The sequence below is a fragment of the Gulbenkiania mobilis genome, from assembly GCA_004346645.1.
Lineage (GTDB): Bacteria > Pseudomonadota > Gammaproteobacteria > Burkholderiales > Chromobacteriaceae > Gulbenkiania > Gulbenkiania mobilis.
In genome coordinates this window covers 417,620-436,809 of sequence record SMDA01000001.1, presented here as the reverse complement: position 1 = coordinate 436,809, position 19,190 = coordinate 417,620, and the positions used below count along the sequence as shown (strand labels likewise).

At 63.0% G+C, this 19,190-nt stretch carries 19 protein-coding genes; 4 read left to right on the top strand and 15 right to left on the bottom strand.

Annotated features, from left to right (window positions below; translation table 11 throughout):
- The 11 genes from EV669_RS02110 to EV669_RS02060 all read right to left on the bottom strand — a co-directional run bounded on the left by EV669_RS02110 (position 1) and on the right by EV669_RS02060 (position 11,851).
- Positions 1–765 (bottom strand): YdcF family protein, encoded by a 765-nt coding sequence (locus tag EV669_RS02110; RefSeq protein WP_132097757.1) that lies wholly within the window; start codon positions 763–765, stop codon positions 1–3.
- A 31-nt stretch (positions 766–796) separates the two neighbouring features.
- A complete protein-coding gene (locus EV669_RS02105) occupies positions 797–1,507 on the bottom strand; it encodes an ABC transporter ATP-binding protein (RefSeq protein WP_054285035.1) in 711 nt (236 codons plus the stop codon).
- A complete protein-coding gene (locus tag EV669_RS02100) occupies positions 1,504–2,274 on the bottom strand; it encodes an ABC transporter ATP-binding protein (protein ID WP_054285036.1) in 771 nt (256 codons plus the stop codon). The genes EV669_RS02105 and EV669_RS02100 overlap by 4 nt, the downstream gene beginning before the upstream one ends.
- A 3-nt stretch (positions 2,275–2,277) precedes the next feature.
- Positions 2,278–3,363 (bottom strand): ABC transporter permease subunit, encoded by a 1,086-nt coding sequence (locus EV669_RS02095; protein WP_055433553.1) that lies wholly within the window; start codon positions 3,361–3,363, stop codon positions 2,278–2,280.
- 18 nt (positions 3,364–3,381) lie between these two features.
- Positions 3,382–4,311, bottom strand: a complete 930-nt coding sequence (locus tag EV669_RS02090) for a branched-chain amino acid ABC transporter permease (RefSeq protein WP_054285038.1) — start codon at positions 4,309–4,311, stop codon at positions 3,382–3,384.
- Positions 4,312–4,794: 483 nt separating this feature from the next.
- Positions 4,795–6,141, bottom strand: coding sequence for an N-succinylarginine dihydrolase (gene astB, locus EV669_RS02085; RefSeq protein WP_132097756.1), 1,347 nt, complete (start codon positions 6,139–6,141; stop codon positions 4,795–4,797).
- A complete protein-coding gene (gene astD / locus EV669_RS02080) occupies positions 6,138–7,601 on the bottom strand; it encodes a succinylglutamate-semialdehyde dehydrogenase (protein ID WP_132097755.1) in 1,464 nt (487 codons plus the stop codon). The genes astB and astD overlap by 4 nt, the downstream gene beginning before the upstream one ends.
- Positions 7,601–8,635 (bottom strand): arginine N-succinyltransferase, encoded by a 1,035-nt coding sequence (gene astA, locus EV669_RS02075; RefSeq protein WP_054285041.1) that lies wholly within the window; start codon positions 8,633–8,635, stop codon positions 7,601–7,603. Before astA ends, astD begins: the two co-directional genes overlap by 1 nt.
- 18 nt (positions 8,636–8,653) lie before the next feature.
- Positions 8,654–9,688 (bottom strand): arginine/ornithine succinyltransferase subunit alpha, encoded by a 1,035-nt coding sequence (gene aruF, locus EV669_RS02070; protein WP_054285042.1) that lies wholly within the window; start codon positions 9,686–9,688, stop codon positions 8,654–8,656.
- Positions 9,689–9,806: 118 nt separating this feature from the next.
- A complete protein-coding gene (locus EV669_RS02065) occupies positions 9,807–11,021 on the bottom strand; it encodes an aspartate aminotransferase family protein (protein ID WP_132097754.1) in 1,215 nt (404 codons plus the stop codon).
- A 149-nt stretch (positions 11,022–11,170) separates the two neighbouring features.
- On the bottom strand, positions 11,171–11,851 hold the full coding sequence (locus tag EV669_RS02060; protein ID WP_054285044.1) for a Crp/Fnr family transcriptional regulator: 681 nt from the start codon (positions 11,849–11,851) through the stop codon (positions 11,171–11,173).
- Between the two features lie 90 nt (positions 11,852–11,941).
- Between EV669_RS02060 and EV669_RS02055 the strand changes: the two genes are divergently transcribed.
- Genes EV669_RS02055 through EV669_RS02040 form a run of 4 tightly spaced genes read left to right on the top strand, consistent with a single transcriptional unit; the run spans position 11,942 to position 15,064 of the window.
- Complete coding sequence (locus EV669_RS02055) at positions 11,942–13,129, top strand: NnrS family protein (protein WP_132097753.1); 1,188 nt, start codon at positions 11,942–11,944, stop codon at positions 13,127–13,129.
- 13 nt (positions 13,130–13,142) lie between these two features.
- Entirely contained in the window at positions 13,143–13,568 is a 426-nt protein-coding gene (locus EV669_RS02050) for a hemerythrin domain-containing protein (protein WP_055433549.1), read from the top strand.
- Positions 13,565–13,777, top strand: coding sequence for a DUF2249 domain-containing protein (locus EV669_RS02045; protein WP_132097752.1), 213 nt, complete (start codon positions 13,565–13,567; stop codon positions 13,775–13,777). Before EV669_RS02050 ends, EV669_RS02045 begins: the two co-directional genes overlap by 4 nt.
- The gene (locus EV669_RS02040; protein WP_132097751.1) at positions 13,778–15,064 is read left to right on the top strand and encodes a hypothetical protein; all 1,287 of its coding nucleotides are present in this window, start codon (positions 13,778–13,780) and stop codon (positions 15,062–15,064) included.
- A 46-nt stretch (positions 15,065–15,110) separates the two neighbouring features.
- Here EV669_RS02040 and pnp read toward each other — a convergent pair whose 3' ends face one another.
- The 4 genes from pnp to rbfA form a co-directional block, all read right to left on the bottom strand.
- Entirely contained in the window at positions 15,111–17,258 is a 2,148-nt protein-coding gene (gene pnp, locus EV669_RS02035; RefSeq protein WP_054285048.1) for a polyribonucleotide nucleotidyltransferase, read from the bottom strand.
- Between the two features lie 177 nt (positions 17,259–17,435).
- On the bottom strand, positions 17,436–17,705 hold the full coding sequence (gene rpsO, locus EV669_RS02030; RefSeq protein ID WP_054285049.1) for a 30S ribosomal protein S15: 270 nt from the start codon (positions 17,703–17,705) through the stop codon (positions 17,436–17,438).
- Positions 17,706–17,779: 74 nt separating this feature from the next.
- Positions 17,780–18,700 (bottom strand): tRNA pseudouridine(55) synthase TruB, encoded by a 921-nt coding sequence (truB, locus tag EV669_RS02025; protein ID WP_132097750.1) that lies wholly within the window; start codon positions 18,698–18,700, stop codon positions 17,780–17,782.
- Entirely contained in the window at positions 18,697–19,128 is a 432-nt protein-coding gene (gene rbfA / locus EV669_RS02020) for a 30S ribosome-binding factor RbfA (protein WP_054285051.1), read from the bottom strand. Before rbfA ends, truB begins: the two co-directional genes overlap by 4 nt.
- Between the last annotated feature and the right edge of the window lie 62 nt (positions 19,129–19,190).

Sequence of the window (19,190 nt, the reverse complement as noted above, 5' to 3'; positions counted from 1 at the left end):
TCAGTACCCACGGAGCCTACCATAGATCAGCCCCACGATTTCCCGCAGCGCCTGATGGGTCTCCTGCATGGCCCGCCCAGTCGGCAGCCATCGGTACACACCGGTCTCGGCATAGCGGGTGAAGCCGGTAGGTGCGGGCACGACCGTCAGGCCCTGGGCCCGGAAATACGGCAGGGCCCGACGCATGTGCCACGCCTGGGTAACCAGCGTGATGTGTGAAATACCTGCGGCCCGCAGGAGTCGTGCGCTGTTGCGGGCATTGGCCTCGGTGTTGTCGGACGCGGCTTCCACCCAGCGGGGCACCAGCCCATAGTCCTCGGCCAGCACTTGCGCCATTACCCGCCCTTCGGCCAACCCGCCCTTGGGCGCGCCTCCGGTAACCAGAAGCGGCAGACCGGTACGCCGAGCCAGCCACGCTCCATAACGCACCCGGCTGCCACTGTCGGCGGACAGGACCATCCCACCGGTTTCTGGCGCAGGCCGGATCCCTCCACCCAGCACCACGATCGCTTGGGTCGCGCGCACGGCTGCCAGCGAGGCCGGCGGTTCGGTCTCCAGGAAACCGTTGAGCCAGATGGCGCTCTGCGGCAGGGTCAGGAGGTAGAACAGCACCCCGGAGAGCCCCAGCAGGCTTCGGCCAACCCTGGGAACCCGACGTGCCAGCCAGGCACCGGCCAAGGCTAATAACAGGATGGAGACAGGGGGCAGGAAAAAAGCCCCGAGAAGCTGACGCATCAGCACCGCGGGGCTTGTCAGATCGGGCATGTCGCTCACGCCGCCTGATCGGTTCGCCGGCTCATTCGCCCAGATAGGCGTTGCGCACGCGCTCGTCGTCCAGCAGGTCGCGCGCGTTGCCGCTCATGGTGATCTTGCCACTTTCCATTACGTAGCCGCGCTGGGAGATCTCGAGTGCCAGCTTCGCGTTCTGCTCCACCAACAGCATCGTAACGCCCTCGGCCGCCACCATCTGGATGATCTCGAAGATCTTCTGCACGATGATCGGTGCCAGACCCATGGAAGGCTCGTCCAGTAGCAGCAGCTTGGGCTTGGAGAGCATGGCGCGCCCCATGGCCACCATTTGCTGCTCGCCCCCGGAAAGAGTACCTGCCAGCTGCTTCTGGCGCTCCTTCAGGCGCGGGAAGAGCTCGTACACTCGCTCGGTCTCGGCCTGAATGGCCGCATTGTCATTGCGGTAGTAGGCACCCATCTTCAGGTTTTCCTCTACCGTAAGCTTACCGAAGATGCCGCGGCCTTCCGGTACCATGACCAGACCGTTGCGCACGAAGTTGTAGGAGGCAATGCCGGCCGTTTCCTTGCCGTTGTAGACGATGCTGCCGCCCGACTTCTTCACCATGCCCACCAGCGTCTTCAGCGTGGTGGTCTTGCCTGCACCGTTTGCGCCGATCAGGGTGACAAGTTCGCCCTGCTCGATGTGGAAATCGATGCCCTTGACTGCCTGGATGCCGCCGTACGACACCTGCAGGTTCTTCACTTCCAAGAGACTCATGCGTGTGCCGCTCCCAGGTAGGCTTCAATCACTTTCGGGTCCTTGCGCACCACTTCCGGCACCCCTTCGGCAATCTTCTTGCCGTAGTCGAGCACCGCGATGCGGTCACACAGGTCCATCATCAGCTTCACGTCGTGCTCGATCAGCAGGATGGTGACACCGCCGTCACGGATCTTGTGCATCAGGCCCTTGAGTTCGTCGGTCTCGCGCGGGTTCATACCGGCTGCTGGCTCGTCCAGCGCCAGCAGCATCGGCTCGGTGGCCAGTGCGCGGGCGATCTCCAGACGGCGCTGGTGGCCGTAGGAGAGGTTGCGGGCCCGCTCTTCGGCCACATCGGCGATGCCAACATAGGCAAGCAGTTCCATCGCCTTGCTGCGGATGGAGCGTTCCTCCTCCATCGTGCCCTTGTTGCGCAGCACCGCGCCCAGCGCACCCGCCTTGGAACGGATGTGGCGCCCCACCATCACGTTCTCCAGCGCTGTCATCTCGGCAAACAGCCGGATGTTCTGGAAGGTACGGGCGATGCCGGCGCTTACCACCACATGGGGCTTGGCACGGAACAGATCGCGTCCGTTGAAGGTAAAAGTACCTTCGTCCGGCTGGTAAAGACCGGTCAACACGTTGAACAGGGTGGTCTTGCCGGCACCGTTCGGGCCGATCAGGCCATATACCTCACCCTTGTTGATGGTCAGGCCGACGTTGTTAAGCGCGTGCAGACCACCAAAGCGTTTGTGGATGCCTTCGATTTTCAGCAATGCTTCAGCCATTTCTTAACCTTTCTGCGCAGCCGCTTCCTTGGCGTCCTCGAACTCGGCCTTGCGCCGCTTGGACGGCCACATGCCTTCCGGACGAACCAGCATCATCACGACCAGTGCCAGGCCGAACAGCAGCATGCGCGCATTCTCCGGGTCGATCAGCATGCGACCGAAGGTCTTCATCTGCAGCGGGCCGATCACGTCACGCAGCACTTCCGGCGCAATCGTCAGCACGACCGCCCCCAGGATCACTCCCGGGATATGCCCCATGCCGCCCAGCACGATCATGGCCAGAATCATGATGGATTCGAGCAGACCGAACGACTCGGGCGAGATGAAGCCCTGGAAGGAGGCGAACAGGCCACCTGCCACACCGCCGGACAGTGCGCCCAGCGCAAAGGCCAGCAGCTTGATGTTGCGGATGTTGATCCCCATCGCGGCAGCAGCGATGTCATCCTCACGCAGCGCTACCCAGGCCCGCCCGATGCGGGAGTGCTGCAGGCGCCAAGCCATGATCACCACCAGCACCGTCAGCGCCAGGAACATGTAGTAGTACAGGTACACGCTGTTGAGCGATGTGCCTCCCACCTGCAGCGCCTTGCCCAGCGACAGGCCACCAACGTTGATCGGGTCGATCAGATTGATGCCCTGCGGGCCATTGGTGATGTTCACCGGTGCATTCAGGTTGTTCATGAAGATGCGGATGATCTCGCCGAAGCCGAGGGTCACGATAGCCAGGTAGTCACCCTTCAGGCGCAGCACTGGCGTGCCGAGCAGGATGCCGAACAGTGCCGCGAACAGGGCGCCGAGCGGAATCGTGATGTAAAACGGCAGATGCAGGCCGAAATGCGGCGAGCCCAGCAGCGCGTAGGTGTAGGCACCTACGGCGTAGAAGGCGATGAAGCCCAAGTCCAGCAGGCCGGCAAAGCCCACCACGATGTTGAGGCCCAGCGCCAGCATGACGTACAGCAGCGCGAAGTCGATGATCCGGATCCAAGAATTGCCCAGCGTGTTGCCAACGATGAACGGCAGCACGGCCAGAACAACGGCTGCAATCAGGAACAGGCCGACTTTCTTGTTGGTGTCGAGTGCCTTTGTCACTTTGTTTCTCCCAGCAGATCAGGCACGGTCGGCCATCTTTTCGCCCAGCAGACCGGACGGGCGGAAAATCAGCACAGCGATCAGCACGATGAAGGCGAAGATGTCCTGATAGTGCGAACCCAGGAAGCCGCCGGTCAGCGTACCGATATAACCGGCACCCAGGCTTTCGATGATACCCAGCAGGAGGCCGCCCGCTACCGCACCACCCAGGTTGCCAATGCCACCGAGCACGGCGGCGGTAAAGGCTTTCAGACCAATCATGAAGCCCATGTAATAGTGGGCCTGATCATAGTTGGTGGCGACCATCACGCCGGCGATCGCGCCAAGGGCCGAGCCGATGACGAAGGTCGTGGAGATGATGGTGTTGACATTCACCCCCATCAGTCCGGCCACGGACGGATTCTGGCTGGTGGCCCGCATCGCCCGTCCAAGTTTGGTGCGCTCGACCATCATCAGCAGACCAGCCATGATGGCAATGCACAGCACGATGATGACGATCTGCAGCTTGGTAATGCTGGCCCCGAAGAATTCCACGGTGTCGTGGTCGAGGATTTGCGGGAAGGGAATATAGTTGCGGCCCCAGATGAGGATGGCGACCTGCTGCAGCACGATCGAAAGACCGATCGCCGTGATCAGCGGTGCTAGACGCTGGGCGCCCCGCAACGGCCGGTAGGCGACGCGTTCGATCACGTAGCCTAGCAGCATGCAGGCGGGAATCGCCACCAGCAGGCCGATCAGCACCAGCACCACACCGGGCAGGTCCACACCCGCACCGGTCAGCGCGGTGATGACCGAAATGGTCACCATGGCACCGAACATTACCACCTCGCCGTGGGCGAAGTTGATCAACCCCATGATCCCGTACACCATGGTGTAGCCCAGCGCGATCAGCGCATAGATGCTACCCAGCACGAGGCCATTGAGGATCTGTTGCAGAAAAATGTCCACGTGGGAAATCTCCTTGTTATGAACGACCCTGCGGCTTGGGATGTTTGCCTCTTTTTGCCGCGTGTAGTTATTGTCATCAGTTGCTTTTCAAGCTGGCTTCTGTCTGACAGCGGTCGGATTATGCGTGTGGATTCAATCGACTGTCAATCTTAAAACCGGCTTAAAACCCCCTTAAAAACACCCCCCAACAGTTGCATTTAAGTATTTGATACTTAAAGAATATTTCATCAGTCAACTTTAGCGTGTCACATGCTTTACGCCGGTAGTGAAGGGTTGCAAACAGCGCATGACAATGGTTTTTTTTGGACAGACGTTTTCCATAACGAAAAGCCAGCCTTGCTTTTTCTCAATAAAATGTTCGAAAGCGCACCATGTTTTGATTCAAAATTTCGCTACCGAATGGCGGGATACAATCATCAAACTACAAAAACAAAACCGCCTCCCGAGGGAGGCGGTTTTGCAACGCTTCTGTCACAGACGCCTTCAGACCAGCTGAAAGGGGTAGACACTGCCCAGCCCCAAGATCTGCGTCAGCTCATCCAGCGCCCTGCGGCATTCGTCGAGCAGCGCTGGGTCGGCAAGATCGTCCGGTGCCAGGCGATCCCTATAATGTGTATCCACCCAGTGGGTCAGCATACTGTACAGGCTGTCGTCCATCATGACACGTGGGTTGACTGCAGCCAGTTCCTGCTCCGAGAGCGCTACCCGCAGCCTGAGACAAGCGGGGCCGCCACCGTTCTGCATGCTCTGCTTGAGATCGAACACCCGCACCTCGTCGATCGGCCCGCCCGTAGCCACAAGCGCTTCTAGGTACTGCCAGACGCGTCCGTTCTGGCGACACTCTTCTGGTACAACGATGATCATGCCACCTTGCGGTTTGGAGAGCAGCTGGCTGTTGAAGAGGTAGCTCTTCACCGCTTCTTCCACAGTCACGTTGGCCTCGGGCACCTCGACGGCGACAAATTCCGTCCCCAGACAGTCCAGCTTCTGGTGTAGTTCAGCGAGCACACGGGCCTGATCCAGGAAGGCCTTCTCATGGTGGAACAGTACGTTCCCGTTGCCGACGGCAATCACATCGTTGTGGAATACGCCCTTGTCGATGGCATCCGGGTCCTGCTGCGCATATACCACCCGCCCGTCGTCAAGGCCATGCAAACGCGCGATGGCTTGGCTGGCTTCCAGAGTCTGGCGCGCTGGAAAACGCTTGGGCGCGGGATAACGGCTGTCGAAGGCCGAAGCACCAAACACGAAGAACTCCACCCCCGGGCCGTCGTAGCGGCCGCAGAAACGGGTGTGATTGGCTGCGCCCTCGTCACCGAAGTGCATCTGTGCTGGCAGGGCTTCATGCACGACGAAGTGGCGTGCGTCACCGAACATTGCCTTCAGCACGCGCCCGGTGGTGGGGTGTTCGATGCTGCGGTGGAACTTGTTGTTGAGGTTGGCTGGGGTGAAATGAACCCGGCCATCGGCGGTATCGCCCGACGGGCTGACGGTAGCAGCATTGGCAGTCCACATCGACGAGGCCGACGTGGCTGCAGCAAGGATCGCGGGCGCCTGCAGACCAGCGCGCCGGATCACCTCTGCATCGCTTCCAGTAAAACCCAGCCGACGCAGGGCGGCCACATCCGGACGCTCCTGCGGGGCGAACACGCCCTGCTTGAACCCCAGATCCGCCAGCGCCTTCATCTTGTCCAGTCCCTGACGGGCGGCCAGGCGCGGGTTGGAAACGGCCTTCTGGTTGCCGGTGGAGGCTACGTTGCCGTAGGAAAGACCGCTGTAGTTATGGGTGGGCCCGACCAGACCGTCGAAATTGACTTCAAAGGCACTCATAGCGTCATCCCCGGCGGAAGCTGTTGCGGCAGGGCCAGCGCATTGCTCTCCAGCGAAGCCACCGGCCAGGCACAATAGTCGGCCGCATAGTAGGCGCTGGGGCGATGGTTGCCCGAAGCGCCCACTCCGCCGAACGGCGCAGCACTGGAAGCCCCGGTGAGCGGCTTGTTCCAGTTGACGACACCGGCGCGGCTTTCGAGCAGGTAGCGCTCGTACAGGGCGCGCTCGTCCGACAGCACGCCACCTGCCAGACCGAAGCGGGTATCGTTGGCGATGCGAATGGCTTCGTCCACGTCACGGTAGCGGATCACCTGCAGCAGGGGGCCGAAGTACTCCTCGTCCGGGCGCTCGGAAACCGCGGTCACGTCGATCACGCCCGGGGTGAGCAGGGCGCCCTGCCCGTCCAGCCGCCGCATTTCCAGCAGCACTTTCCCTCCTTTACCGCGCAGGGCCGCCTGGGCCGCAAGCAAGGCCTCGGCTGCAGGGTTGGAGATCACCGCGCCCATGAAGGGTGCCGGCTCCGCGTTATACCGGCCGACGCGCAGCCGGGCCGACACGTCCACCAGCCGGGCGAGAAAGCTGTCGCCCCATTCTCCAATCGGCACCAGCAGGCGCCGGGCGCAGGTACAGCGCTGGCCGGCGGATACAAAAGCCGACTGGATGACGTGGTGGATTGCCGCGTCGACTTCCTTCACCTCCCCCACGATCAGTGGGTTGTTGCCCCCCATCTCCAAGGCCAGGATCTTGTCCGGATGGCCGGCGAAGGCCTTGTGCAGCAGGTTGCCGGTGGCAGAGCTGCCGGTGAAGAACAGCCCGTCCAGCCCTGCATGGTTGGCCAGCGCCACTCCCGTCTCCTTGGCGCCCTGCACCAAACCGATCACCCCCGCCGGCAGCCCGGCTTCCAGCCACAGGCGCACAGTGAGCTCAGCGGTCCAGGGCGTGAGCTCGGACGGCTTGAAAATCACGGTATTACCAGCCAGGAGCGCAGGCACGATATGCCCGTTGGGCAAGTGTCCGGGGAAGTTATAAGGTCCGAACACCGCCACTACCCCATGCGGCTTGTGGCGCAGCACGGCCTGGGCATCCCCCATGGGCGCACTGCGCTCGCCGGTACGCTCCTGATAGGCCTTGATGGAGATCTCCACCTTGTTGACCATGGTGGTGACCTCGGTCAGCGCTTCCCACATCGGCTTGCCGGTTTCCCGGGCGATGGTTTCGGCCAACCCTTCGCGCTGCGCAGTCAGGCACTCTGCGAAACGCCGCACAATAGCCACACGGGTATCGAAGGGCAGACGCGCCCAGGCAGGAAAGGCCGCGCGCGCTGCGCGCACGGCCGCATCTACCTGGTCGGTGCTGGCGGCATGTCCTGTCCACAGTAGTTCGCCCGTGGCCGGATCGGTTTTCTCAAACGGCTGGCCCTCGCCTTCCAGCCACTGGTCATGGATGAGATGAGTGGTCATCAGCTTGCCTCCTTGGGCGACAGGGCCACGCAGCGCACGTGCTCGCCCTCGCTTACGTTGAGCGCCTGCGCCTGCTCCGGCGTCAGGCAGACTTCGTGGGTGGGTGCAACGGTCTCGACCAAAATCACGCGGAACCCGGACAGGGCGGTGTTGGAGACCAGATAGCATTGCCGCTCGCCTTCGGGCAGCGGGTCGGTCAGGCGCACCGCTACTTCGCGGCTTTCCTTGACGGCGCGTACTTCGTGAACATAGGCCTGCACCGTCGGGCCGGCGTCGAAGATGTCGACGTAGCCTTCGTAGCGGAAGCCTTCGGACTCCAGCATGGCCACCGCTGGGCGGGTATTCTCGTGGGTCTGTCCGATCACCGCCTGGGCATCAGGCGGCAGGAAGTCGATGTAGACGGGATGCTTGGGCATCAGCTCGGCCACGAAGGCCTTCTGGCCGATGCCGGTCAGGTAATCGGCCTGGGCAAAGTCGATGGAGAAGAAGTGGCGGCCCAGCGCCTCCCAGAACGGCGAACGGCCTTGCTCGTCGGAAACGCCGCGCATCTCGGCCACCACCACCTTGCCGAAGAGGTGGGGGAACTGCGCCAGAAACAGGAACCGGCTCTTGGAAAGCAGGCCGCCGTTGCGATTGGCACGGAAGTCCGGGTGCAGGAACAAGGTGCACAGTTCGGAATAACCGGTGTGGTCGTTGGACAGAAACAAGGTCTCGTGCCGCGAATAGACACCCAGCTCCTCGCTGGCATGCACGATGGTGCCCACGCGGTAGTTGTACCAGGGCTCCTTCAGGCCAACGGCAGCCTCAAGGGCACAGATGCCGGCGATGGCCCCGGTGGTGCTGTCTTCGAGCACGAACACGTAGCCTTGATCGGCTCGATCCAGCTCACCGGCAAAGGACAGTTCGGAACGGCTGATGCGCCGTGCAAGCCGGTCTTCGTTGACCGGCAGCGAGGTCAGACCGACGCCGGCACTACGTGCCAGGTTCATCAGGCCATCCAGGTCTTTGCGACCGACAGGGCGAATGATCATCATGGTGAAGGCCCCTTTCGTTTACAGGCTTTTCTGGGCCGGATCGTGTAGATCGGTCAGACGCAGGGTATCCCCGTCCACCACGTCCAGAAGGCGCGCACTGTCCGGGTTGATGTAGGCCACGCCCTCGACAACGGCCACCCGGGCGAGCGCCGCCTTGAACTGGCTGACGCGACGGTTGGAAACCAGGCGCAGGTTGGCCGAAGCCGGCAGGCTGGCGGTGACACCGACCGGACAGTCGCAGCTGTGCTCCAGCGTGTGCAGGCGGTCCAGCTCGGCGGTGAGCACTGCCCCGCCATCGAAGATGTCGATGTAGTTGTCGGCCTCGAAGCCCTCGCGGGTCAGCAGGCGGAAAGGCTGCTCGAATGCGGGATGGATCTGGCCGATGGCGTTCTGCGCCTCGTCTTCCAGAAGCGGCACGTAAATCGGGTAGCTCGGCATCAGCTCAGCGATGAAGGTCTTGCTGTGCGACACGAAGGCCTGCTCCACCTGCAGGAAGTCCATATTGAAGAAACGGCGCCCGATGGCGTTCCAGAACGGCGACTGCCCGGCGTCGTCGTGAATGCCCTGCATTTCGGCGATCACGCGGCGCCCGAAACGCTCGCGCTCAGCCGCCACGAACAGCAGGCGGGCACGAGAGAGCAGCTCCCCGCCGCGTGCGGCATGGGCCGGGTCGACGTAAAAGCCGGCCAGCTGCACCATGCCCGTCAGGTCATGGCACATGTTGAGCACGTGAATACGGTTGTGCACCTTCAGCGGACGCGAGGCGTGGACGAAGGTTTCGCTGCGGTAGCTGTAGAACGGCTCGTCGAAGCCCGCCGAGGCGTTGATCGAGGCGGTGCCCACCACCTCCCCGTCGGCCTCCAGCACGAACATGTAGTATTCGGTGCCGGTCTCTGCAGTGGCTTCGTGCTCGAAGGCGGTTACCGACTGGCGGATGCGTTCGTAGAGCTTGTCGCGATTGTTCGGCAGGCTGGTGACGCCGATGCCGCTGGCCACGGCCATCCGTTCGATGGCGGGCAGGTCCGATGTGCGGACAGGACGCACGATCATCATGGCAATACCTCTTGCGCAGGGATGCCGCATGCGTCAGGCACGCGGCAACGCACGGTCCGCAGGGAGCGGACCATGTCCATCAAGATAACGGCGCCTTGTGGCGCCGTGGAAAGAAAGCTTAGCGGGGGGTGACGAAGTCGGCGATGGCAGCTTCGAAGCGGGCCAGACCCTCATCGATGTCCGCTTCCTCGATGTTCAGCGCCGGCGCGAAGCGCACCACGTTGAGCCCGGCCACCAGCACCATCAGCTGATGCTGCTCGGCAGCCTTCAGCACGTCTTTGGCGCGGCCAGCGTAAGCATCGGACAGGACCGCTCCCATCAGCAGGCCCATACCGCGCACTGCCTTGAAGACGCCGTACTTGGCATTGATGGCCTCCAGGCCCTGGCGCAACCGTGCATGACGCGCACGCACGCCGTCGAGCATGGCCGGTGTGTTGACCAGCTCCAGCACCTTCAGCGCCACCGCGCAGGCCAGCGGATTGCCGCCGTAAGTGGAGCCATGGGTGCCGATACCGAAGCTCCGGGCCACCTTCTCGGTGGTGAGCATGGCGCCGATGGGGAAGCCGCCGCCCAGCGACTTGGCCGAAGTGAGGATGTCCGGCACGATGCCATATTCCATGTAGGCGTAGAGCGAGCCGCTACGGCCGACGCCGGTCTGCACCTCGTCAAAGATCAGCAGGGCATTGTGCTGGTCACACAGCGCGCGCGCAGCCTCCAAGAAGGCTTTGTCGGCCGGCAGCACGCCACCTTCGCCCTGTACAGGCTCGATGACCACCGCGCAGGTCCGGTCGCTGATGGCGGCCTTGAGAGAATCGATGTTGTTGAATTCGACATGGGTGACGCCAGCCGGCACCGGCGCAAAGCCCTCGGTGTACTTGGGCTGCCCCCCCACCGTGACGGTGAAAAGGGTACGGCCGTGGAAGGCGTTCTTGCAGGAGAGGATCTCGTGCTTGTCGGTACCGAAATGGTCGGCGGCGTACTTGCGCGCCAGCTTGAAGGCGGCCTCGTTGGCCTCGGCACCGGAGTTGCAGAAGAAGGCACGGTCAGCGAAGGTAGCCTCGGTGAGCGCGGTGGCCAGCTTGAGCACGGGCTCATTGGTGAACACGTTGGAGACGTGCCACAGCTTGCCGGCCTGCTCGGTCAGTGCCGCTACCAGTTCGGGATGACAGTGCCCCAAGGCGTTCACCGCGATGCCGCCGGCAAAGTCGACGAATTCGCGGCCGTCCTGGTCCCATACGCGGGAACCCAGCCCCTTGACCGGGATGAAGCCGGCCGGGCCGTAGTTGGGCACCATGACCTTATCGAAGGTGGCGCGGGTGATCGAGATGCTCATCTGATGGTTTCCTTCTGTATCTTGGGTTCTGGTTATTATGGTTTCAGGTTTATGAAACGATTCTAATCGAATCCCTTTCCCCGCCCATATCCGGTTTGCGACATGGGTTTACAAAAACCTTTGACATTACGCAAAGCCGGAAAACCCGATCAGAGCGTGTCCAGCAGACGTCGCAGCGCGGCGGTATCGGGCACCCGGATGTCGCGGCCGTCCACCACGAGACCGGCCTCCTCACCCAGCTTCTGCAACAGGCGCGAGAAGGTTTCGGGCGTGAGGTTGAGCCGTGAGGCGAGAAGCTGCTTGTTCACAGGAAGCGTCACCACCCCCGACGGTGCATCACCCAGCGTATTGAGGAAATAGCTCACCACCCTCTGGCGCGCGCTGTGCAGCGTGTAGCTCTCCACATCGCGCAGCAGGCTGCGCAGACGCATCGACAGACCGGCCAGCATGCGCCGCGCCAGCCGGTTGTCCGCCTCCAGTGCCGGCAGCACACGGGAGGCGGGCAGGAACAGCACCAGACTGTCTTCCACGGCCTGGGCCATGACCGGGTACGGCTCGCCCAGGAAGAGGATGGCCTCGCCGAAGCTCTGTCCAGGATTGATGATTTCCAGCACCTTCTCCTGGCCATTGCGGGCCACGAGTACGATCTTCACCCGCCCGACCACCAGCACATGCATACCGTCGCAGGCATCCCCCGGCTGAAAGAGGATCTGTCCGCGTTCAACGCGGCGCTCGACCGCGCCTTCGGCCAACCTGGCCAGCTGCGCCGGTTCACAGGCGGAAAAGAGCGGGATATGTCGCAGGAACTGCTCGGGAGAAATCGTGCTCATGATGTGCCTTCTGAATCCTTGATCCGGGTCATTCCGGCCGGGACGGGCTGCCGCCGATACTTGGCGCCCACCTCCAACCGGTTTGCTGTGATGAATTCTGCCACCCTGCCCCTGTTGCGTGCGCCGCACCGCCTGGCCTTCCTGCCGGGCCTGCTGGCGGGCGCCCTGCTGTTGCTTGCCTGGCTGGGCGAACTCGTGATGCGCCAGGCGGCGGTCGGTCATGCGCTTGCGGTACCCCCCACGCTGGCCCATGGCTTTTTGATGCTGTACGGCATTTTTCCCTTCTTCATGGCCGGCTTCGTTCTGACGGCCGGCCCCCGCTGGCTTTCAGTGGACGGGCCGCGCCTTGCAGAGGCCGCGCCGGTGCCGGCGCTGATGACCTTGGGCCTGAGCCTGTGGCTGGCCGGGTTGTGGTTCGGCCAACCCTGGCTGCTGACGGGCACGCTACTGTACATGGCCGGCCTGGGCTGGCTGGCGCTGCTGCTCATCCGCCTCATCCGGCGCAGCCAGGTGGACGACACCCTGCATGCGCGGCTGGTGGCGCTAGCGTTCCTGTTGGGCCTTGTCGGGCTGGCATGTGCCGCGTACTGGCTCGCCACAGGCGATGCTCGCAGCTGGCTCTGGATGCGGGACCTGGCGCTCTGGGGGTGCCTGTTGCCGGTATTCGTCACTGTCTCCCATCGGATGATACCGTTCTTTACTGCCAGCGCCCTGCCCGGCCGGGCCGCTTGGCGCCCACGCAGCTGGCTGTTTGCCACTCTGGGCGGGCTCTGGCTGCATGGCCTGCTGTCAATTGCGGGCTGGAGCACCCTGTTGCCCGACGCTGTGCTGACTGTCCTGTCGGCCTGTGCACTCTGGCGCTGGCATCTGAAGGCCAGCCTGACCGTGCCGCTCCTTGCGATGCTGCACCTGGCCTTTGCTTGGCTGCCGGTTGCCTTCTTCCTCTATGTGTTGCACGGGCTCACCGGCCTCTCTACCTTGGCACCGCTGCATGCGCTCACCACCGGCTTCTGCCTCACCATGCTGTTGGGCTTCGCCTCACGCGTGATGTTGGGTCACTCTGGGCAGCCGCTGACGGCCTCACCCGGCCTGTGCCGTCTGTACACCCTGGCCCAGTTGCTGGCGCTGGTGCGGGTGGCTGCCGATCTGGTGCCCGCTGCGTTCACCCCTTGGCTGTACCTGATTGCTGCTGCGGGCTGGCTGGTCGTGTTTGCCGGCTGGGCCCGACGTTTCGTTCCTGTCTTGCTGCGGCCGCGTGCTGATGGCAAGCCCGGCTGACCTGGAGAATTAAATGACTGCCGTGAACAGACTGATCGATGAGCACCGCCACTGCGACGACCTTTTTGCCGCCACCGAGGCCGCCGTGCAGGCCGGGCGGGTGGGCGAGGCGAAGGAAGCGTTCGCCGGCTTCCGTACACAGATGGAAGCGCACTTCCGGCTGGAGGAGGAGCGCCTGTTTCCGGCCTTCGAGCAAGCCACCGGCATCCATGGTGGCCCCACGCAGGTAATGCGCAGCGAGCACGCCGACATGCGCGCCCTGATGGATGAGATGGAAGCCAGTCTGTCCGGCACCGGACTTGCCACGTTCCCGGGGTTGGCCGAAACCCTGCTCATCCTCATGCAGCAGCACAACATGAAGGAGGAGAACATCCTTTACCCCATGTGCCAAGCGCATGTGCCGGACATGGGCGCGCTCCTGGCCGGAGAACCCGCATGACCCCACGTGACCTGCGCGACCTGGTACCGCCCGAGCCCATGGAAATCATCCTTGATGCGGTCGAGGCAGCCCGGCCTGGGGATACTCTGGCGTTCGTCCTGCCTCATTTCCCCACACCGCTGCTGCCGCTGCTGGAGCCCTGCGGCGTCCGCTATCACAGCGAACTGTCGGGCGATGGCGGCATCATCTTCCATATCGAACGCCTCTGAATGCAGCCGGTTCTTGCCTACGACCAAGCCCCACCCTTCACACTGCCGGCACGGTTCTTCTTGGCCATGCCGGTTTGGCTGGCCTGTAGCGGGCTGGTCTGCCTCGCTTGGGGTAGTCAGGCTGAAGCCGGGCGTTTCAGCCCGGTGGTCCTGGCCCTGACCCACCTCCTCGCACTGGGCGTGCTCGGGAACGTAATGGCCGGTGCAGTCCTGCAGATCCTGGCGGTGGTGGCGGGGGCGGGCTACCGCCACCCCGGGCGCCTGGGGCTGGCAGTTTTCTGGCCCCTTCAGCTTGGGGTGGGTGCCTTGGCAGGCGCCTTCCTCACCGGCTTTTCGGCACTGCTCTTCCGTCTGGCCTTGGCCTGTCTTGTCTGGGGGCTTGGCCTGCTCGCGCTGGTGCTGACCCGGGGCCTCCTCAACAGCCCGGCACGCGATGCCACCAGCCGGGCACTGGCGTTTGCCGCAGTCGGTCTGCTGTGCACAGTATTGTTCGGCGGCACTATGGCGGCGGTGTTCGGATGGGCCCTGCCCTTGCCAATGACAGGGCTGCTGGAATTGCACATGCTCGCGGCCGCTCTGGGATGGCTGCTGATGCTGGTGGCAGGGGTGGCGGTGACCGTGGTGCCGATGTTCATGCTGACCCCCGCCTACCCAGCCAGCTTCATGCGCGTTTTCAGTCCGGCCCTGGCCTTGGCAGCGCTCCTCGGGGCGCTGGCAGTTGTCGCGGGCTGGCCCCGGCTCGCGGCCCTGCCCGCCATCGGAGCGGCAGCTGGCTTCGCACTTCTCACGCTGGGCCGGCTGCAGGCCAGCCGGCGTCCGGCCGACCCCGCACGCCGCTTCTGGCTGACAGGCATGCTCGCTCTGTTGCTGGCGCAACTCACGCTCGCCGTGGGCCTCTGCTTGGCCGAAGCGGCCCCGTTGTGGGCCTTGGCTACCGGCTGGCTGTGGCTGGCAGGGTTTGGTTGTGCGGCGGCGTTCGGCATGCTCTACAAGATCACCCCGTTCCTGGCTTGGCTGCACCTGAAAGCGCTGCATCCTCCCCGCGGAGCCCTGCCCTCGATGCATGGCTTCATCGATGCCTCCGCGCAGGCACGCGGCTGGCAGGTCTATCTTTTTTGGCTGGCAAGCGGGCTGCTGTGGTGTGCTTGGCCGGCCACTGCGCCCTTGCTGGGCATGGCCACCCTGGCGCTGGCTGGAGTGCTGGGCCATGCCCACGGTCGCGCCCTCTGGCGTTATTACCGGCTGCGGCAAGCTTTCCTGGCCGCACCAGACTACCCCCCCTCATGAAAAAAGCCCGCTTCAAAGCGGGCTTCTGACTTCTTGCAACTCGGTGTTACTTATCGGTTTTCAGGCCGAAGGAGTCGGCAGTCTCGCGGGCCACCTTGGCTTCGTCTTCCAGCAGCGCCTTGATCGACAGACGGACGCGGCCGCGGTCGTCGGTCTCGATTGCCTTGACCTTCACCACCTGGCCTTCCTTCAGGTAGTCCGAAACATTCTTGATGCGCTCGTTGGCGATCTGGGAGATGTGCACCAGCCCATCCTTGCCCGGCATGATCGAGACGATCGCACCCACGTTGTTGTCGAGAATCTTCACCACGGTGCCTTCGTAGACCTTGCCCACTTCTACTTCGGCGGTGATTTCCTCGATGCGCTTCTTGGCCGCTTCCGCGCCTTCATTGGAGACGGAGGCAATGGTGATGGTGCCGTCTTCCTGAATGTCGATCTCGGTGCCGGTGTCCTTGGTGATGGCGCGGATGGTCTCGCCGCCCTTGCCGATCACTTCACGGATCTTGTCCGGATTGATCTTCATCACGTAGAGGCGCGGTGCATACTGCGACAGTTCCTGCGTGCCCGAAACCGCATCCTTCATCAGCTTGAGGATATGCAGACGGCCTTCCTTGGCCTGATCCAGCGCGATCTGCATGATTTCCTTGGTGATGCCCTGGATCTTGATGTCCATCTGCAGGGCAGTTACGCCCGCCTCGGTACCGGCCACTTTAAAGTCCATGTCACCCAGATGATCCTCATCACCCAGGATATCGGTCAGCACCGCAAAGCGGTTGCCTTCCAGGATCAGACCCATGGCGATCCCGGCCACATGCGCCTTCAGCGGCACGCCGGCGTTCAGCAGCGACAGGCAGCCACCGCACACCGAAGCCATCGATGACGAGCCGTTGGACTCGGTGATCTCCGACACTACGCGCATCGAGTAACCGAAGTCCGCTTCGGACGGCAATACCTGCAACAGTGCACGCTTGGCCAGACGGCCGTGGCCGATCTCGCGACGCTTGGGCGGGCCCATGCGGCCGGCTTCACCGGTGGAGTACGGCGGGAAGTTGTAATGCAGCATGAAGCGGTCGGTGTATTCCCCGGCCAGCGCGTCGATGATCTGCTCGTCCTGCTTGGTACCCAGCGTGGTCACCACCACGGCCTGCGTCTCACCGCGGGTGAAGAGCGCGGAACCATGCGTACGCGGCATGATGCCGGTACGGATGCTGATCGGGCGTACGGTGCGGGTGTCGCGGCCGTCGATGCGGGGCTCGCCCGCAAGGATCTGGCCACGCACGATCGAGGCTTCCATCTCCTTGAAGATGCCCTTGATCTCGTTGGCCTTGAGGGTGTCGGTGTCTTCGGTAATCAGTGCGGACTTTACTTCGTCCCAGGCTTCATTCAGCGCCTGGCTACGCACCTGCTTCTGGCGCTGACGGAAGGCGGCGGCCACTTTTTCGCCTGCGATTTCGTGGATGCGGGCTACCAGCGCCTCATCCTTGGCCGGCGGAGCCCAGTCCCACATTACCGGGTTCACTTCGTCCGCGAACTCGTTGATGGCGCGGATGGCAGCCTGCATCTGCTCGTGGCCGAAAACGACGGAGCCAAGCATCACGGCTTCGGGCAGCTCCTTGGCTTCGGACTCGACCATCAGCACGGCACGTTCGGTACCGGCGACGACCAGATCCAGCTCGGAGGTTTCCAGCTCGGTCTTGGTCGGGTTGAGGATGTATTCGCCATTGGCGTAGCCAACGCGAGCGGCGCCGATCGGACCCGCAAACGGAATGCCCGAGATGGCCAGTGCTGCGGAGGCACCGATCATAGCCGGAATATCGGCGTCCACTTCAGGGTTGAGCGACATCACGGTGGCGACGATCTGCACGTCGTGGAAGAAGCCCTCGGGGAACAGCGGACGCAGCGGGCGGTCGATCAGGCGGCTGGTGAGCACTTCCTTCTCGGACTGCTTGCCTTCGCGCTTGAAGAAGCCGCCGGGGATCTTGCCGGCCGCGTAGGTGCGCTCGAGATAGTCGACGGTTAGCGGAAAGAAATCCTGGCCCGGCTTGACGTTCTTGCTGCCAACCACGGTCACCAGCACAACGGTTTCTTCAACGGTCACCAGTACGGCGCCGGAGGCCTGACGGGCGATTTCGCCGGTTTCGAGCGTCACGGTGTGGCGGCCGTACTGGAACGATTTGGTCACTTTATTGAACACGGGTTTCCCTTTTCGTTGATGCAGGAATACAAAAAACAACGGGAACCCCTAGGATTGCGGACCGGTCCGGTGCGGCTTCGCAGGCCTAGAGGCTCCCCCCGTTGCAGACAATATGGTGCATCAGTCAGGAAAAACGAAAAAGTCGCAGCGGACTGCGACTTTTTCGTACCTGAATGGTTACTTGCGCAGACCCAGACGGGTGATCAGGGCGCGGTAGGCTTCGGCATCAGTGCGCTTGAGGTAGTCCAACAGGCGACGACGACGGCTTACCATCTTCAGCAGGCCACGGCGGCTGTGGTGGTCCTTGGTGTTGGCCTTGAAGTGCGGGGTCAGGTCATTGATACGTGCGGTCAGCAGTGCAACCTGCACTTCCGGGGACCCGGTGTCGCCTTCCTTGCGCTGAAAATCCTTGACGATGTCTGCTTTTTGCGCAGTCGTAACGGCCATTTTTGTAACTCCAGTTTTTAAATGAGGGTATTGCTACCCGACAAGCAGGGCGAGCCAGAACCCATCCCTGCTCCTCAGCCGGCAGCGTGTGCTGCCAGGAGCCTGACCGGATGCAGCATGCCATCGGCACGTTGCTCCCCAAGCCCCAGGAATCCGCGTCCGCCGGAGCGGTACACGCGAAAGCGCGACATTATGGCATGGTTTTCGGTTACGTGCACGGCTTGGCCATGCAGGAAGCGGCCAGCAGCGACCTCGTCAAGGCTGCAGGCCGGCAAATGCCCGACCAGTACGTCCACAGGCAGGAGGCGCGCATGGCGCTCTGTGCGATCCAGTGCCTCGAGCGCTTCAAGTGTGACGGCGTCATCCAGGCTGAACCCGGCAGTGCCTGTGCGGCGCAAGGCAGTCAGGTGGGCACCGCAGTGAAGGTGTTCGCCGATGTCTTCGGCCAAGGTGCGGATATAGGTACCCTTGCTGCACACCACATCGAATACCGCACTCTCCTCCTGCAAGGCAACCAGGGTGATCGAATGAATCGTGACGGTACGTGCCGCCCGCTCGATTTCCACCCCGGCCCGTGCATATTCATAGAGTGCCTTGCCCTGATGCTTGAGGGCGGAGTACATCGGCGGAATCTGTTCGATCTCGCCAGTGAAGCGTTCGAAGGCCGCCAAAAGATCCGCTTGGCCGAAAGCGACCGGGCGTTCGCGTACCACCTCGCCTTCGGCGTCACCCGTGGTAGTGGTCACGCCAAACCGGGCCGTGGCCCGGTAAGACTTGTCCGCATCCAGCAGGAACGAGGAGAACTTGGTCGCTTCACCCAGACATACCGGCAACAGGCCTGTCGCCAGCGGATCCAGCACACCGGTATGGCCGGCCTTGGCGGCATTGTAAAGCCAGCGCGCCTTTTGCAGAGCGGTGTTGCTACTCAGTCCCAAGGGCTTGTCCAGCAACAGCACGCCATTCACTTCTTCCCGCTGACGGCGCGGCTTGCTCATTCGCGTGCCTCGCCCGCCTCATCCGCAGGTGGGGAGGGCGCTCCTTCATCAGACTCACCCTGGCGGGCGGCGTCCTCGCGGGCCACCTGTGCCAGCAGCTGATCCATGCGCATGCCGCGCTCGATGGACTCGTCATAGACGAACACCAGCTGCGGCGTGGTGAACATCTGCAGGTTACGGCCCAGCTCGCTGCGCAGGTAACCTGCAGAATGCTCCAGCGCTGCCTGCGTAGCATCGCGGGTAGCACTGTCCATCACGGTGTAAAACACCTTGGCATGTGAGTAGTCACGTGCGACCTGAACGGCTGTGATCGTGACCCAGCCGGCACGCGGGTCCTTCAGCCCCTTGCGCAGCAGCTCGGCCAGGTCGCGCTGGATCTGATCGGCCACACGGTCGGCACGGGCAAAGCCTCTCTTGGGTTTGGGCATGATGGGTCCTTCCTAAATAGGGCAGAAATGACAAGGCGGGTGCCGCTCGCCAAGCGTGCGGC